The following is a 15,808-nucleotide window of genomic DNA, read 5'->3' as shown; positions in this document are numbered from 1 at the left end:
CCCCATTTTATCGAACGTTTTGTTTCAGCTTAGAACTTCATCTTTACTGAGACATAACTGAAGCTACCTTCTGGGTCATAAACCGAAGGATCATAACCATTCAAAGAACAGCTATAACATGCTGGTGGCGCTTCATTGAAGGCATTATTAATACCAACAGTTAGTTCCATATCAACGTCCTCTAGCTCAGGGAAATAGCTGAACTGGAAGTCACTGTATGTACTGGCATCCAGCTTATTAGTTGATAGAGAATTATTCGCAGTGTTTGGATTAGAGCATAAACCTAAATTAGTTAAGCTATCAGGTGTTCCATCCAGGAAGTCACTACAAGACTCTGTCAGGCTATCTACATGACGTACTGTCCAGTTAAACGCCAGGTTCTCAAATTTCCAGCCCATCGCCAGGCGAGACTTCCACTCAGGAATACCGGAATCATTTCGCTCAATACCGGCGAGATCGACTCGTTGCCCCAATGACTCCTCGACGTACTCGTTAACAAAAGTATTAACCCAGCTGGCATTTAACATACCCCAGTCATATTGCGGACTGGTATAGCTAATCTCAATATCATAGCCGGATGTATCAATAGCACCGATATTAACCAGTCGATTATTGAAGCCATTGATCGCTCCGCCACTGGTACGGCTGATACCATTACAGAACTGCGGGTCCAGAGTATTAACACATAGATCCAGCTGCGCCTGAGCATCGATTGGTTCAATAGCACCTTCGAGTTCATGCTTGTAATAAGTACCTTTGATATCCAGAGTATTAACCCAGTCAACGTTCAGTTCTGGACTGAAAACAAAACCGAAAGTGGTGCTGTCTGACGTTTCAGGTTTTAAGTCTGGATTACCACCTGTTGTGATTGAGATCTGACTGTTAAGCTGCTGGTAAGTGTCAGGGACCCCTAGCGCAGCACAGTTTGTTTCATACTGAGTACCAACGTAATCACTACAACGATCCGCTAACTCAGCATCGAAACGCGAACCACTGGAATAAAGTTCTCCGATACTAGGAGCTCGGAAACCTTCCGATAAAGAGCCACGTAGCATAAAGTTATCGGTTACGCGCCATAAAAGGCCAAACTTCGTTGTGGTATCAGAACCGAAAGTACTATAGTCCGAGTTTCTCGCTGCAAGTGTTAAGCTTAAATCCTTAGCAGCTGACATATCAGCCAGTAGAGGGACCTTAAACTCCGCATAATACTCATCTACTTCATAAGAACCGCGAGTTGGCGTCGAAGGAACACCATTACTATCCCCTGCCACGATAATCGCATCAGGCTGATAATAACCACGATATTCACGGGACTCGATACCTGCTGCGAAAGACACAAAACCGGCCGGCATCTCAAAAAGGTCACCTGTAATGTTCGCAGAAATAGTATCAATTACATTCTCACTCTGGTCTGTCAATACGGGCTGAATATAGTCAAGCATCTCTTGAGTAATGGTTCCAGAGCCGTCACCCTGACCGCCAAAGATATTTAATGGCACACAGCCGTCGATTGCCTGACAGTCGGAAAGTGGACCTAGCGCGTTTTTGATATGGCGAATATTGTAGCTACCATAGGTAGTTTGTTTGGCCTCATTCTTACCATGGGTGTAATTCAAGTCCCAGTAGAAGCTACTATCACCGGCTATGAAATCACCATTTAAGCCCATTCCAACATAAGTCGTATCAACATTTTGTTTAAAGATACGTGGACCACCTTCAATAGGACGACGACCGATGAAGATCAAGTTATTCTCGTCCAATGTCATACCAAAGGGGTTGTACGGGTTAGTTTCATGAATACTGACCGTATCAGCTAGACCACCTGTACCGGCCTCTGGCCCTAAAAACATTGGCTCAGGTGCTGCACGGTTAGTTGACTTCCGATTGTTAAACAAAGCCTTGGTATAGAAGTTCACGTTATCGGTTAGCTGATAATCGGCCTGGCCAAAAATTGACGTTCTTTGGCTGGGCGTTACATACAAGTTATATTCAGCATAGTTGTAACGGTCATTGTTTGTGAAAGTATGAAAATCATCGGTCGCCCCACCCGGATTGTTAGGATCATAGGTTGGGATCCCAGTGACACCATCATTAATGGTTAAGTTATTTACATCGGGATCGCCATCACCATCATTATCCTGACCTAAAAATAGGAACCGCCCCTGAGGCGTGCCCGAACTACCACGAGTTAAACCGGTATTTGGTTTAGGCAAAGCTGATAATTCACGCTCAATAGAGTCAACCGGGTCTTGCTCATAATGACTCAAACTGAAGAAGACACGATGTTTATCGCCGGAAGCACCAAACGCTAAATCAAATTGACCGGTTTCACCATCGCCTTCATCAAACATACCGCCATAAGCGTTGAACTCCATGCCGTCAAAATCTTTTCGGGTAATAACGTTAACAACCCCTGCAATCGCATCAGAACCGTAAATTGATGAAGCGCCATCTTCGAGAATTTCGATGCGCTCAATCATACTAATTGGAATGGTATTTAAGTCTACGGAATTAGAGACACCCGATGCTGAGGAACCATTGACCCAACGAATACCATCTACTAGCACCAAAGTTCTCTTTGCCTTCATATGACGCAACGAAACCTGAGCAGCGCCAGCACCTACGCCACCGCCATCAGGTGGGAAACCAAAGTTACCACTACTGTTAAAGCGTGTATTTAAAGCTGAACCTGCGGCAGGTAAACGAGCAAGAATATCACCGACGGTTTTCAAACCAGACTGATCAAGGTATTCGCGATCCAGAACTCGTACGGGATTAGCCCCTTCGGCCTGAGCCTGACGGATACGAGAACCTGTCACAAGAATTCGTTCTGCTTCCGCACCGGTTTCTTCTTCAGCTGCTATGGTGGTATTGCTAGCGCCCAAAGTGGCAAGTACTGCCGTGGTCACTAACAATTTTTTTACGGGTGGAAAAAATAGATTTTTATCCATGATAATCCCCATTTGTTATTTATTAGTTCATTGTTTTTTAAGCTATAACTGCGACTTTATTTCCAATTAAAGTTTTCGCAGCCTACAGATATATAGCTTAAGAAATGAACAACAACAACCGGGATTTATCTAGAATGTGACATCATCTGTCTTTATACACTATGATACGCGCAGAACCTGCCGAGAATTGGCAGTCGTTTGCTCAGCAATTTGCGAGGCTGGCTCATCTCGTAATTCAACCAGCGTATTAAAATTATTAAAAATGAAGAGTGGACTATTATGATCGTGATCGCAGTTAGCAGGCATCATGTCCGGCGCATCCGTTTCTAGAACAATATCCGTTAGGGGCAAATTTTTCGCAAGGTCCCTGAGCTTAACAGCTCGAGGATATGTCATGGCACCACCAAACCCCAACTTAAAACCAAAGTCACGATAGCGCTCTGCTTGTTGCATACTGCCATTGAATGCGTGAACGATTCCCCCCTCCTGAAATTTCATGGTCTTTAAGTACAGCAGGACATCTTCATGGGCTTTACGGACATGCAGCACCACAGGAAGCCGACAAGACTTTGCGATTTCCATCTGCGCTTTAAACAAGCTAATTTGAGTTTTCCTATCGAGGTTTTTCTCGTAGAAATCCAGCCCAATTTCACCTATGGCTGCCAAAGGTTTGACTCCTGCAGCGAGCTCAAGGTCATGAATATGAGACTTTTTATGTTCCTTAAGGAACATCGGATGCAAACCCAAAGCAACAGAGACCTCAGGTCGCATCGCGGCAAGCTGCCGAATGAATCTCCAGTTATCCTTTTGTACACCGGGAATCAGAACTCCCTCAATACCAACCTTGCGCATCTGATCAAATATAACGTTCCGATCCTTATCAAAAACAGGGAAATCGAGGTGACAGTGACTGTCGAACAGTTTTATGTTTGGCGCTTTCGGTTTGGGTTTAAACATTTGTTCTTTTAATGCTCTCTTGTCTCAAGGAATTTAACTTCTGGCCAGCGCTCTATTGCCAAGTTCAAATTAACCATGGTTGGCGCTAGATAAGTCCAGTTGTCACCACCGTCGAGCGCTAGATTATCAGAATTCTTACGTTTAAATTCTTCAAACTTTTTCTCATCATCACAGGTCACCCAGCGAGCAGTAGACACATTCACCTGGTCGTAAATACACTCTACTTTATATTCATTTTTAAGTCTTGCTGCAACTACGTCAAACTGCAGCACACCTACCGCTCCCAACACCAGGTCATTTGAGTTTTGTGGCTTAAAGACCTGTGTCGCACCTTCTTCTGATAATTGAACCAGCCCCTTGAGCAACGCTTTATTCTTCATCGGATCGCGCAAGCGAACACGGCGGAATAATTCTGGAGCAAAGTTTGGGATACCGCGGAACTTTAGAATTTCACCCTCAGTAAAGGTATCACCGATCTGAATAGTGCCATGGTTATGAAGGCCAATAATGTCTCCCGCATAGGCCTCCTCCAGATGCTCACGGTCACCAGCAAGGAAGGTTAGCGCATTATTCACTGCAATATCCCGTCCCAATCTTACATGACGCATTTTCATACCTTTCTGGTACTTACCACTACAGATTCTGACAAAAGCGATTCGGTCACGATGCTGAGGATCCATGTTAGCCTGAATTTTGAATACAAAGCCGGTAAATTTATCCTCCGCTGCTTTCACTTCGCGCTCATCTGCTTCGCGTGGCAGAGGTGATGGAGCCCACTCGGTTAGACCATTCAACATATGATCCACACCGAAGTTACCCAAAGCGGTACCGAAGAAGACCGGAGTTAACTTACCCTCCAAAAACTCCTGCAGATCAAACTCATGACTGGCACCCAGTACAAGCTCCAGCTCGTCACGCAGATCACTCGCTAAACTGCCAATGGCTTCGTCCAACTCAGGATTGTCAAGGCCTTCGATGATTCGTTCTTCCTGTATGGTATGGCCCTGGCCTGATTTATATAAATACGTTTTATCTTCCAGTAAATGATAAACTCCCTTGAACTGCTTACCCATGCCAATCGGCCAAGAAACCGGTGCGCACTTAATTTTTAATACCTCTTCAACTTCGTCCAGCAGCTCGATGGGGTCACGAATATCACGATCCATTTTGTTCATGAAAGTAACGATTGGTGTATCTCGCAAACGACACACCTCCATCAACTTAATGGTTCTTGCCTCAACACCTTTGGCGCCATCAATCACCATTAAGGCCGAATCAACTGCTGTTAAGGTACGATAGGTATCTTCAGAGAAGTCTTCGTGTCCAGGGGTATCCAGCAGGTTAACCGTCTTGCCACCATAGGGAAACTGCATTACAGAAGTCGTGACAGAAATACCACGTTCCTTTTCCATTTCCATCCAGTCAGAAGTCGCATGTTTGCCCTTACGTCCTTTGACCACACCCGCTTCCTGGATTTGTTTACCGAATAACAGAACTTTTTCCGTAATGGTTGTTTTACCCGCATCGGGGTGAGAAATAATCGCGAAGGTGCGGCGATTTTCAATTTCAGACGTCAACTTAGACATGTCACTCTCTTCGTACTTATCAGCATTGAATGAATTTGGAGCTCAAAGCCCGCAAAAGCGGGCATTATAAGCTATTTGTTACTGTCTTCGCGACCATTCAAATTATTATCTTTCAGGTCTGCCAAACTTGAGAAGTCATGTCCCGTTGGAGACTGGTGAAGACGCAAACCAAACTCAGGTAGAATAGCAAATATATGGTCGAAGATATCCGACTGAATATTTTCATATTCAGCCCATTTAGTGGTAGCTGTAAAGGCATACACTTCTATCGGAATACCCTTTGAGGATGACTGTCCCTGACGCACCAATAAGGTCATGTCCTGACGTATATCCTCTCGGTTTTGCAGATAATGCAAAAGGTAAGCCCTAAAAGTCCCAAGATTGGTCATCCGGCGTCCATTAACGCTCAGGCTCAAATCTAAGTCATTCTTCTGATTATAGTCGGATATTTCTTGCTGCTTTTGTTGCAGATATGATGCCAGAACTTTCGACTTTTTTAATCTGGTAATATCATCTTCTGACAGAAAGCCTACACAGGTTGCGTCAATGAACACCTGTCTCATGATCCGTCGACCACCGGACTTTTCCATACCTCGCCAGTTTTTAAATGAATCAGATATCAGTGCATAGGTAGGTATGGTTGTGATGGTTTGATCCCAGTTACGAACCTTCACCGTAGTCAGAGCTATTTCAATGACATCACCGTCAGCGCCATAAGATGGCATCTCCAACCAGTCTCCAACTTCCAGCATATCATTCGCAGACAACTGAATTCCTGCAACAAGCCCCATGATCGGATCTTTAAACACCAGCATAATCACAGCTGTCATGGCACCAAGACCGCTGAGAATTATCAGAGGTGACTTACCAATCAACGTCGAAACAGCTAATATGGTGATAATGACCGAAGCAATTATCTTGACGCTCTGGAATAAGCCACGCAACGGCAGTCCTTTTAAACTGGATTCGCCACGGGACATATCCAACAGCGCATCTAAGACAGAGAATACTGTCAGTAGGACATACAACAACACCCATAGGATCGTGACGGTCTGTATCCATTCCAGTACCGCTGTGTCCGGTTTTAGCCATAACGAAGCTTGGATGTAAATGATCACGCCTTGCAATAGAAATGCAATGCGACTGAATAGTTTGCGTTCGAAAAAAGCCTTGCGCCATCGACGGCGAGAATTTTTCGCCATCCGCTCGACAAATCGTAAAACAATGCGATGGAAAATGAAATGAATAGCTATGGATATGACAAGAATTAATCCTAAAACAGACAACAAAGCTGTTATGTCGGAAAATTCATACCCTTGTGCCTGTAACCATTGACTGAATCGTTGCTGCATTCCTTAAACTGCCTATAAGACCTTCAGTAATAGTGCTAAGTCTAACAGTCCCTTGCTTAACAAGTTAAGTCTTTTTGCATTACAAGAGCGTCTTCCCTTCCTTCTTTCGTTGGATAATAGCCAGGGCGCCGACCAATTTCTTTAAACCCCTCTTTTAGATAAAATTGAATGGCGGGATGGTTAGATGCTCTCACTTCGAGCAAAACATTTTTCATTCCCTGCTGTTTAGCATCTTGGTAGATATGATGAATAATTTTTGTTGCCATGCCCTGCCCCTGTCGATCAGGTCGGGTTGTAATGTTCATCAGATGACATTCATCATATAGATAGTTATAAACTGCATACGCAGCAAGTTCACCGTCTACCTCTAATACCTGACTGGGATAATCCACTTCAATACAAGAGTTATGAATGGACTTTTTCCAGGGATATTCATGCGCTTCAAGTTCGATAGCTACTATCTGATCAAGATCGCCGCTAGTGAGAGGACGAATTAACATTTCCATCTAATTAATGAAGTCGTTGGAGTAACTGCCACCAAGCTTTTTTGTCAGCTTCTTTGAAATTAAAGGCGGGGCCGGCAAGTGTGGGTAGATCTAATTCCTGCTCACCCTGGCTACAGTCAATAACTTGACCGCCAAAGCTCTCAATATCAAGAAGCCCAGAGCTATCATTCTCGTTAGCTTCGACCTCCTGAAATAATGCTGCCGACAAAGGTTGTTCTAACCAGGCTTTCCAGGCGAACTGTAATTGCTGAAAAGTAATTAATGCAGTCTTTAAATCCATCTCTTTTGGAATCAAAAATGCAATTCTGGCACTTTCTTCACCATGCAGGCGCTTGAACTTATAAGCAACCTCAGCCTCAACCTTAGCAGTATCTTCTGACTTTTCTGATGTTGGGTTATCGTCTTTTGTGGATGTATGATCGTGAAGAGGTACCCAGACAGGTACCTCTAATGCATCCAGATAGGCTTTATTCCAATGTGACATGATTAGCGGTTAACGATTTTCAATAAATCTTCGTCTAAAATATCATGCTTCTCATCAGCCAGTTTTTTGAAAGCTACAAACGCTTCCTTCAAGTCCTCATTATTCTCAAACTGAACACCTAATTCAGCTAAATGACTCTTGAAAGCATTTCGGCCTGAGTGTTTACCCAGAACCATACGGTTGTTTGCCCAACCGACGTCTTCAGCTTTCATGATTTCATAAGTTTCACGGTGTTTTAGAACACCATCCTGATGAATACCTGATTCGTGGGCGAAAGCGTTATCACCAACGATCGCTTTATTAGGTTGCACCGGGAAGCCGGTTACCTTCGACACCAGCTGTGAGGTTGGAACGATATGACGCGTATCAATATCCACTTCAACATCAAAAAAGTCAGGGCGAGTTTTAATTGCCATAACAACTTCTTCCAGCGAAGCGTTACCAGCTCGCTCCCCTAAGCCGTTAATCGTACACTCAACCTGGCGAGCGCCTTTCTGCACAGCTGCAAGAGAGTTTGCTACCGCCAACCCTAAGTCGTTGTGGCAGTGTACTGAGAAAATGGCTTTATCAGAGTTTGGGATACGCTCAATCAACTGCTGAATGGTATTGGCGTATTGCTCTGGCAAGTTATAACCAACGGTATCCGGAATATTAATGGTGCGAGCACCAGCATCAATAACCTGCTCAATAATGCGACACATAAAATCAAGTTCTGAACGTCCCGCATCTTCACATGAGAACTCAACGTCATCACAAAGACTACGAGCTAACGATACTGACTTAACTGCCTGCTCAATGACCTCGTCTGGCTGCATCTGTAATTTGTATTTCATATGCAGTGGCGAGGTTGCAATAAAAGTATGGATACGGCCTGAATTTGCACCTTTCAATGCATCGCCAGCTACTTCAATATCCTTAGCAACGGCACGTGATAGTGAACAAATCGTACTGTCTTTAATGTTATCGGCCACTAACTTCACTGCTTCGAAGTCACCTGGGCTCGCTACCGCGAAACCAGCTTCGATAACATCTACTCGCATTTTCTCTAACTGTTGCGCAATTTCTAATTTTTCTTCTTTATCCATCGATGCGCCAGGACTTTGCTCGCCATCACGCAAAGTCGTATCAAAAATTACTAATTTATCTTTTGACATATATTTGGTCTCTCAATATTTAGTCGTATGTCTTATAACCTACGGGGGATATACACATATAATAAACTCAATACCTCAGAATACCAAATATTGATGCTTTAAGACATATAGTCGGAGATGGTTGTATCAGTTTCTATCTCACTGATTTATATAAAAAAGGCGCCAAAAGGCGCCTTAAACTGAACAAACTTGTTCAAGTATTAATCAGAAATAACTCCTGATATTTGTTCATGAGCATAATCATCAACCTGAATAACGTCTAGACGCGCCGTTTCGGCATCCGTAAGAAGCTGCTTTTCTTCCTCGTTTATAATCCCTTTTTCAATAGCCTGCTCAATACGTTCCATATTAGTTAGGTTTTTGTCCAATTCCTTGGCTTTCATTGCCTTACGAAGTTTGTAACGAACTTCATCAGCTGCCAAGACCTTTTTAAAGGCAAGTTCAACACGCCCAGTTACATCATCTTCCGTTTTACCAACGTAGGCGAACTGAGTGATGCGATCACGAAGGTCACAATCTTTCATCATAGGCTTAACAAGCTCACGCTCTAAACGATCTGATGGCTTGCTGTAACTTTTACCGTAAGGAAAAGCGATCAGACGTAAAGCTTTACCAACAACTTTATTTGGGAAGTTGTCATAAAAATCATAGAACGCTTCTTGAAGCTTATATAGGCCGTACTCCATATTCCATTTTACGTAAGGCAAGTCGGATAATGGACGGTCTTGATCTTCATAATACTTCAACACCGTTGAGCACAGATAAAGGTGACTCAATACATCAGCTAACCTTGCTGATAACCGTTCCTTACGTTTTAAATCACCACCCAGAGTACCCATTGCAACATCAGAGGTTAAAGCCAGCACTGAGCTCATTCGAGTTAATTGCTGATAATATTTGCCTGTTTCACCTGCCACTGGTTTATCAGCAATTTTTGCAGCCGTTAAACCCAGCCCAAGTGTACGGAAGAAATTACTGACACCGTACCCAATATGACGGAATAGCAGGCTATCAAAACGCTTAACGCCTTCTTCCTCATCGTCCAGCTGAGCCGCCAGCATTTCCCGTAATACATAAGGATGACAGCGAATAGCACCCTGACCGAATATCATCAGGTTACGAGTAAGGATATTGGCACCCTCTACAGTAATACCGATTGGCTGATTCATATAGCCATTAGCAAGGTAGTTACGCTCGCCCATGATAATGGCTCGGCCCGCATGTACATCCATCGCATGATTCATGATCTCACGACCCATTTCAGTCATATGATATTTAGCGATAGCTGATACCACTGATGGCTTGACCCCCATATCAACAGCACCCGCGGTCATAACCCGGCTCGCTTCAGTTCGGTAAGTTAAACCAGCAATTTGCGCCATCGCTTCTTCGACGCCTTCAAATCGACCAATTGGCAGCTTAAATTGTTCACGTACCAAAGCATAAGCACCCGTCATTCTGTAAGACAACTGCGCTACAGCTGTACCCATCGCTGGAAGAGAAATAGAGCGACCTGCTGCCAGGCTCTCCATTAACATGCGCCAGCCTTGACCAGCGTAATCCTTCCCACCGATCAACATACTCATTGGGATAAATACATCCTTACCATGAGTTGTACCATTCATAAATGCCTGGTTCATCGGTAAGTGACGACGACCGATTTCAACCCCAGGATGATCAGAAGGGATAAGAGCACAAGTTATGCCATAATCTTCTTTATCTTCATTACCCAGCAAACCCTCAGGATCGTAAAGTTTAAACGCTAAACCCACGATCGTGGCGACCGGTGCCAAAGTAATATAGCGTTTGTTCCAGGTGACTCTGATACCCAGAGTTTCTTCACCATTAAACTCACCCTTACAAACAATACCTTTATCTGGAATGGCTCCTGCATCTGATCCGGCAACAGGTGAAGTCAAAGCAAAGCAGGGAATCTCCTTTCCGGCAGCTAGCCTTGGTAAATAATGATCTTTTTGCTCTTGTGTACCATAGTGAAGAAGCAGTTCACCCGGTCCTAATGAGTTAGGGACCATAACCGTGACTGCCGCGCTTGGGCATCGGGTCGCTAACTTTGTAACAACAGTAGAATGAGCTAAAGCCGAAAAACCCTTACCGCCATACTCCTTAGGAATAATCATTCCTAAAAAACCTTTTTCTTTAATAAAATCCCAGACCTCTGGAGGTAAATCTTTACGTTTATGGACAACTTCCCAGTCGTCCAGCATTCCACAGAGCTCTTCGGTTTCATTGTCTACGAATGACTGCTCTTCTTCGGTCAGCGTTGGCTTTTTATACTCGAGCAATGTTCTCCAGTCAGGTTTACCCCTGAACAACTCGCCTTCCCACCAAACATCGCCGGCCTCTAATGCAGTCTTCTCTGTTTCGTTCATTGGCGGCAGAACCTGCTGCATAAAACGATAAAGCTTTCTTGAAATCCAATCTATGCGAAGATCAGGCAATAAATAGAAAAGTGCTACTACTGCATAAACCAGCAGGGACAGGAAGAAACCCCAGGAGTTATCCACAAAAACTAACAATACTGCTAGAGCAGCACCGTTTATGACCATTGCCTTTTTCATTGCCATACGCTGATAAGCACAAAATGCCATCACCGCCAGCATGATTAATAGCTCAACTAACCCGATCATTATTTTTCCTCAAATTTGTACTATAAAAACTTTATGCTTTCATTCCAGCAGCTAAAAATGGCACCATTTCTTCGATTACATCTTTAACCTCTAATCGACGGTTAAAATCTACCTCAGAAATCTGTCTTAATGCATCACTTCCAGCTAACGTAAAGATTAAACTTCCCAGCATGTAATGTAACCGCCAAAAAATTTGGTCATTACTAAGACTTGGATAAGCTTTTTGAAATAAGTGCGTGAACCGAACTAAAACATGCCCATAACGCTCAGTAACATAGCGACGAAGATGTCCTTGTGTTTCAGCGTAAGCTCGACCTAACAACCTCATGAAAATTGAAACTGCGTTTTTTCGTGAGCGATTCAAAGCCAACAAGGGATCAATTAATGCTCCAAGTAACCCTTCTGCATCAAGGTCACTGGCAGGCTGTCTCTCCATCTCGGTTAAACGGGTACTCAGGTTTGTGGTGAAGTCTTGTAGAAACCTATCAAAAACGGCCTGGATTAAAGATTTTTTAGAGCCAAAGTGATAGTTCACGCTGGCTAAATTGACCTTGGCACGACTGGTAATCGTCCTCAGGCTGGTCTCAGCAAAACCACGCTCAGCAAATAAAAACTCCGCTGCATCAAGTATTTTGGTCTGGGTAGAATCGTTTATGCTCATGATAGTAGGGTCAAAACAAACTAAAACAGTTGTTTGAAACATACGTTCAAAACGCTACTTTGTCAAGTTCATAGATTTGGCAAGTCTGTTATTGGCTAAACACGATAATAAAGGATGAATAAAAAGTTCAACCATGCGAAGTTGGAAAAAGGTGACAATCAGAAATTTAAGAATGGGTTTTAGTTTAGAATTAAGTTAACCAATCGTTCAGTTGTTCAAAAGTGAATGGCCAAAATAACTGTTCATTGGTTGCTTGATTTTTTAGAACAGGAATTGTTGTGCGATATTCCTCTAAAATTTTTTCATCATCGATAATATCAAACGCAATAATATTATATTTTTGTGTTAAATTTTTTTGCTGATTTAGAGTAAAAATCATAGCTTCAACTTGCTCGCACAAATGACAACCAAAAGTGGTATATAAAATTATTTCTTGCTTTTTTTGCATGCTTTTTAATAAAAAATATGAAAAAACTCTTTAATAAGCCTACTTTATCATAATTAACATTTAACATTACAAAATTCTTTCCGTATAATTTGATTGAAATTTAACCAAAAACATCACGCGACAAATAGGGGAAACATCATGGCTAGAAAACCAGTGAAGACAACTGCAAAAGCTTCATCAAAGTCTCCAACTTTGAAGCAGCTTGAAGCAGCAGCGAAAAAGGCAGCGAGCGCAGCAAAAAAAGCTCGAGAAGCTGCACAGAAAGCTAACGAAAAAGCTAAAGTCGCTACGAAAAAAGCGAAGGACAAACCAACCAAAGCGAGTAAGGCTGCCGCTAAAAAAGCGAAAGATGCCGTTCGCAAAGCTAAAACAGCTGTAAATAAAGCTGTTAAAGAGCAAGACAAAGCTAAACAAGCTCTTGCTGATGGTCGCACTGCAGCAAGGAAACAAGCAGCACTGGATAAAGCTATCGCCAAGTTTGAAAAAGAGTGGGCAGCTAAAGAAGCCAAAAAGGCTAAAGCTGCAGAGAAAAAACGTATAGCACGCGAAAAAGCAGCTGCTAAAAAAGCAGCCGCTAAAAAGAAAGCGGCTGAAAAGAAAAAAGCAGCTAAGGCAAAAGCCAAAGCTTCAGCGGCAAAGAAGAAAGCTGCCAGTAAGAAAAAGGCACCGGCTAAGAAAAAAGCTCCTGCCAAGAAAAAGGCACCAGCTAAGAAAAAAGCTGCTAGCAAGAAAAAGGCACCAGCTAAGAAAAAAGCTCCTGCCAAGAAAAAGGCACCGGCTAAGAAAAAAGCTCCTGCCAAAAAGAAAACTCCTGCTAAAAAACGTGTTACTCGTAAGAAAAAGTAATACTGAGTTTTCAAGCCTTAAAAAAAGCCCAGTCTTCACTGGGCTTTTTTAATGGTCTTATATTTTATGCTGCACTAACCAGCACCTGTGATGGTTTCGGCTATTTTTAAAGTCCGGAGGCAAAGTTTTCCCGGTGATTTCATGGATGATATATCGTTCTTTTAGTTTCGGCTCTAAACTAAACTTCTTGAAGTTATTCGAAAAATACAACTTACCCTCTGGTTTTAACAGACCCATAGTCAAATCAATCAATGACTCCTGATCACGCTGAACATCAAAGGTTTGTTCCATACGCTTTGAGTTGGAAAACGTTGGTGGGTCGAGAAAGATTAAGTCATAATTCGGTTTTGCTTCCTGCTCCTCTAACCACTGCACACAATCAGCTTGTATAAAGTTATGTCCATAGGGAGCAATGCTATTTAAACTGAAATTCTTTTTAGCCCAGTTAAGATAAGTGTTGGACATATCTACCGTTGTAGTTTTAGCGCCTCCTAAAGCAGCATACACACTAACAGAGCCCGTATAGGCAAATAAATTAAGAAACTTCTTACCGTCGGCTTCCTGATAAATCATTTTCCTGGTTTTGCGATGATCCAAAAACAAACCAGTATCGAGATACTGTTTCAGGTTGACCTGAAACTTAAATCCATTTTCCTCAACTATTTTAAAATCATCTTCTTGGGACTGTTTAGTGTATTGTTGCTTACCCTTCTGGCGTTTTCGTTGCTTTAAGTGAACCTCAGCCTCAGGCAACTCTAATATCCCAGCAGTGACCCTCACAATTTCGTTTAATCTTTTATTACTAACCTTCTCTGGCACTTCTTTAGGCGGCATATATTCCTGGATATGAGCTTCATCCTCATATACATCTATTGCGGCTGAATATTCAGGCAAGTCAGCATCATATAAACGATAACAGTGTACGTTGTTTTGCTTCAGATAGGACTTAAGACGTTGCATATTCTTCCTGATGCGATTTTTGAGCATGTTCGCACCATCCGAAAGATTGTTTTCCCAGTTAGGATTGAAAGTTGTGGGATCAAAAGGCGTGTAGTAATTATCTTTGTTTACATCAAACAAATACAACTTACAGTCTAACGCACCATTTTTAAATTTATACTGCTTATGTGAGCGAATTCCCACAGCTTTGGCAAATCGATCATCCGTAGTAATAAAAGCGACTTTCCACCCCATACAGCGCGCTTTTATATAATCTCCAAAATCACGATATAACTCTGTTACTTCATCCTCTTCACCTAAACGCTCAGCATAGGGAGGATTAGACAGTAATAAACCTTTTTCACTAATCAATTTTTGGCTTGGGTTTCGAATATCTTGCTCTTCAATAGATATGAACTCTGCGAGCCCGCTGGCCTCACAATTTTCCTTGGCTACAGGTAAGCTTTTACGAAAGCTGTCACTGCCGTAAAAGTGATTTGATAGATTTTGTCGGCCTTTTTCGGCCTGTACTTTTGCACGGGCTAAAATTTCTCGCCACACTTCGTCATCGTGCTGCTTCCAATGCTGAAAGTCAAACTGGTGATTCAATAAACCAGGGGCCATATCGGACGCCATCATGGCTGCCTCTATAAGCAGAGTCCCACTACCACACATTGGATCATGGAAGTCATAGCCTTCCCTTGCTAATTCTGGCCATCCTGCTCTAAGCAACAGCGCAGCAGCAAGGTTTTCTTTAATCGGAGCACGCCCCCCGTCTGCACGATAGCCTCGTTGATTTAAACCATGACCGCACAGGTCAATCCCAATTTTTAATTGAGTACCATTAATTAATGCATGTACTCTGTAATCAGGAGATTCTTTATCGACTGATGGTCGCTGCTCATAACGCTCCTGGTAATAATCTACAATAGCGTCTTTTACTTTTTGCCCACCAAAGCCTGAATGACGAATATGTTTATTTTTGCGGGCAACACAAGTAACAGCAAACGTTTGATTAATATCAAAATGCCAGCTCCACTCGATGCGGTTCACTTTCTTGTACAGCTCTTCAACCGAATCGAATTGCTCGTCCAGCAGGCATAGATAGATCCGATTGGCTAAACGGGAATGTAAACAGGCCCGATAAGCAACCGCCAGCTCCCCTTCAAAAGTAACATGAGTTGGGTGTTCTTTAATTTCTTTGGCACCGTATGAGGTTAACTCATCAGCTAATAGTGACTCGACACCCTTTGGGCAAATGGCATAAAACTGCATA

11 protein-coding genes and 1 pseudogene are annotated in these 15,808 nt (G+C 42.9%); 1 reads left to right on the top strand and 11 read right to left on the bottom strand.

Annotation, left to right across the window (positions count from 1 at the left end):
• Nucleotides 1-29 precede the first annotated feature (29 nt).
• From KS2013_RS03455 to KS2013_RS03410, 10 genes and pseudogenes are all read right to left on the bottom strand, one after another.
• Complete coding sequence (locus tag KS2013_RS03455) at nt 30-2,951, bottom strand: TonB-dependent receptor domain-containing protein (RefSeq protein WP_068989801.1); 2,922 nt, start codon at nt 2,949-2,951, stop codon at nt 30-32.
• A gap of 159 nt (nt 2,952-3,110) precedes the next feature.
• The gene (locus tag KS2013_RS03450; protein ID WP_068989798.1) at nt 3,111-3,908 is read right to left on the bottom strand and encodes a TatD family hydrolase; all 798 of its coding nucleotides are present in this window, start codon (nt 3,906-3,908) and stop codon (nt 3,111-3,113) included.
• 8 nt (nt 3,909-3,916) lie between these two features.
• Nucleotides 3,917-5,494, bottom strand: coding sequence for a peptide chain release factor 3 (gene prfC / locus KS2013_RS03445; RefSeq protein WP_068989793.1), 1,578 nt, complete (start codon nt 5,492-5,494; stop codon nt 3,917-3,919).
• Between the two features lie 71 nt (nt 5,495-5,565).
• Complete coding sequence (locus KS2013_RS03440) at nt 5,566-6,846, bottom strand: mechanosensitive ion channel family protein (RefSeq protein WP_068989791.1); 1,281 nt, start codon at nt 6,844-6,846, stop codon at nt 5,566-5,568.
• A 56-nt stretch (nt 6,847-6,902) separates the two neighbouring features.
• A complete protein-coding gene (rimI, locus tag KS2013_RS03435; RefSeq protein WP_228703721.1) occupies nt 6,903-7,346 on the bottom strand; it encodes a ribosomal protein S18-alanine N-acetyltransferase in 444 nt (147 codons plus the stop codon).
• A gap of 10 nt (nt 7,347-7,356) precedes the next feature.
• Complete coding sequence (locus KS2013_RS03430; RefSeq protein WP_068989787.1) at nt 7,357-7,836, bottom strand: hypothetical protein; 480 nt, start codon at nt 7,834-7,836, stop codon at nt 7,357-7,359.
• Nucleotides 7,837-7,844: 8 nt separating this feature from the next.
• A pseudogene (locus KS2013_RS03425) lies at nt 7,845-8,990 on the bottom strand (2-isopropylmalate synthase); the annotation flags it as partial.
• Between the two features lie 200 nt (nt 8,991-9,190).
• Nucleotides 9,191-11,638, bottom strand: coding sequence for an acyl-CoA dehydrogenase (locus KS2013_RS03420; protein ID WP_068989784.1), 2,448 nt, complete (start codon nt 11,636-11,638; stop codon nt 9,191-9,193).
• A gap of 31 nt (nt 11,639-11,669) precedes the next feature.
• Nucleotides 11,670-12,299 (bottom strand): TetR/AcrR family transcriptional regulator, encoded by a 630-nt coding sequence (locus KS2013_RS03415; protein WP_068994365.1) that lies wholly within the window; start codon nt 12,297-12,299, stop codon nt 11,670-11,672.
• Nucleotides 12,300-12,489: 190 nt separating this feature from the next.
• A complete protein-coding gene (locus KS2013_RS03410) occupies nt 12,490-12,747 on the bottom strand; it encodes a glutaredoxin family protein (RefSeq protein ID WP_068989781.1) in 258 nt (85 codons plus the stop codon).
• A 138-nt stretch (nt 12,748-12,885) separates the two neighbouring features.
• On the opposite strand from KS2013_RS03410, the gene KS2013_RS03405 reads away from it, so the two are divergent.
• Nucleotides 12,886-13,593 carry a hypothetical protein gene (locus KS2013_RS03405; protein ID WP_068989779.1) on the top strand — a complete coding sequence of 236 codons (708 nt, stop codon included), beginning with the start codon at nt 12,886-12,888 and terminating at the stop codon, nt 13,591-13,593.
• A 57-nt stretch (nt 13,594-13,650) separates the two neighbouring features.
• Here the strand turns inward: KS2013_RS03405 and rlmKL are convergent, their stop codons facing one another.
• Complete coding sequence (rlmKL, locus tag KS2013_RS03400; RefSeq protein WP_068989777.1) at nt 13,651-15,807, bottom strand: bifunctional 23S rRNA (guanine(2069)-N(7))-methyltransferase RlmK/23S rRNA (guanine(2445)-N(2))-methyltransferase RlmL; 2,157 nt, start codon at nt 15,805-15,807, stop codon at nt 13,651-13,653.
• Nucleotide 15,808 lies beyond the last annotated feature (1 nt).

It is taken from the genome of Kangiella sediminilitoris (assembly GCF_001708405.1).
GTDB classification, from domain to species: domain Bacteria; phylum Pseudomonadota; class Gammaproteobacteria; order Enterobacterales; family Kangiellaceae; genus Kangiella; species Kangiella sediminilitoris.
Note: the sequence above shows the minus strand (reverse complement) of the source record. Positions and strands in the feature narration are given on the sequence as shown.

Bases quoted from the DNA above. Each gene is read 5' to 3' on its own strand.
- KS2013_RS03455 (WP_068989801.1), bottom strand. From the start codon at position 2,951: ATGGATAAAAATCTATTTTTTCCACCCGTAAAAAAATTGTTAGTGACC.
- KS2013_RS03450 (WP_068989798.1), bottom strand. From the start codon at position 3,908: ATGTTTAAACCCAAACCGAAAGCGCCAAACATAAAACTGTTCGACAGT.
- prfC (WP_068989793.1), bottom strand. From the start codon at position 5,494: ATGTCTAAGTTGACGTCTGAAATTGAAAATCGCCGCACCTTCGCGATT.
- KS2013_RS03440 (WP_068989791.1), bottom strand. From the start codon at position 6,846: ATGCAGCAACGATTCAGTCAATGGTTACAGGCACAAGGGTATGAATTT.
- rimI (WP_228703721.1), bottom strand. From the start codon at position 7,346: ATGTTAATTCGTCCTCTCACTAGCGGCGATCTTGATCAGATAGTAGCT.
- KS2013_RS03430 (WP_068989787.1), bottom strand. From the start codon at position 7,836: ATGTCACATTGGAATAAAGCCTATCTGGATGCATTAGAGGTACCTGTC.
- KS2013_RS03420 (WP_068989784.1), bottom strand. From the start codon at position 11,638: ATGATCGGGTTAGTTGAGCTATTAATCATGCTGGCGGTGATGGCATTT.
- KS2013_RS03415 (WP_068994365.1), bottom strand. From the start codon at position 12,299: ATGAGCATAAACGATTCTACCCAGACCAAAATACTTGATGCAGCGGAG.
- KS2013_RS03410 (WP_068989781.1), bottom strand. From the start codon at position 12,747: ATGCAAAAAAAGCAAGAAATAATTTTATATACCACTTTTGGTTGTCAT.
- KS2013_RS03405 (WP_068989779.1), top strand. From the start codon at position 12,886: ATGGCTAGAAAACCAGTGAAGACAACTGCAAAAGCTTCATCAAAGTCT.
- rlmKL (WP_068989777.1), bottom strand. From the start codon at position 15,807: ATGCAGTTTTATGCCATTTGCCCAAAGGGTGTCGAGTCACTATTAGCT.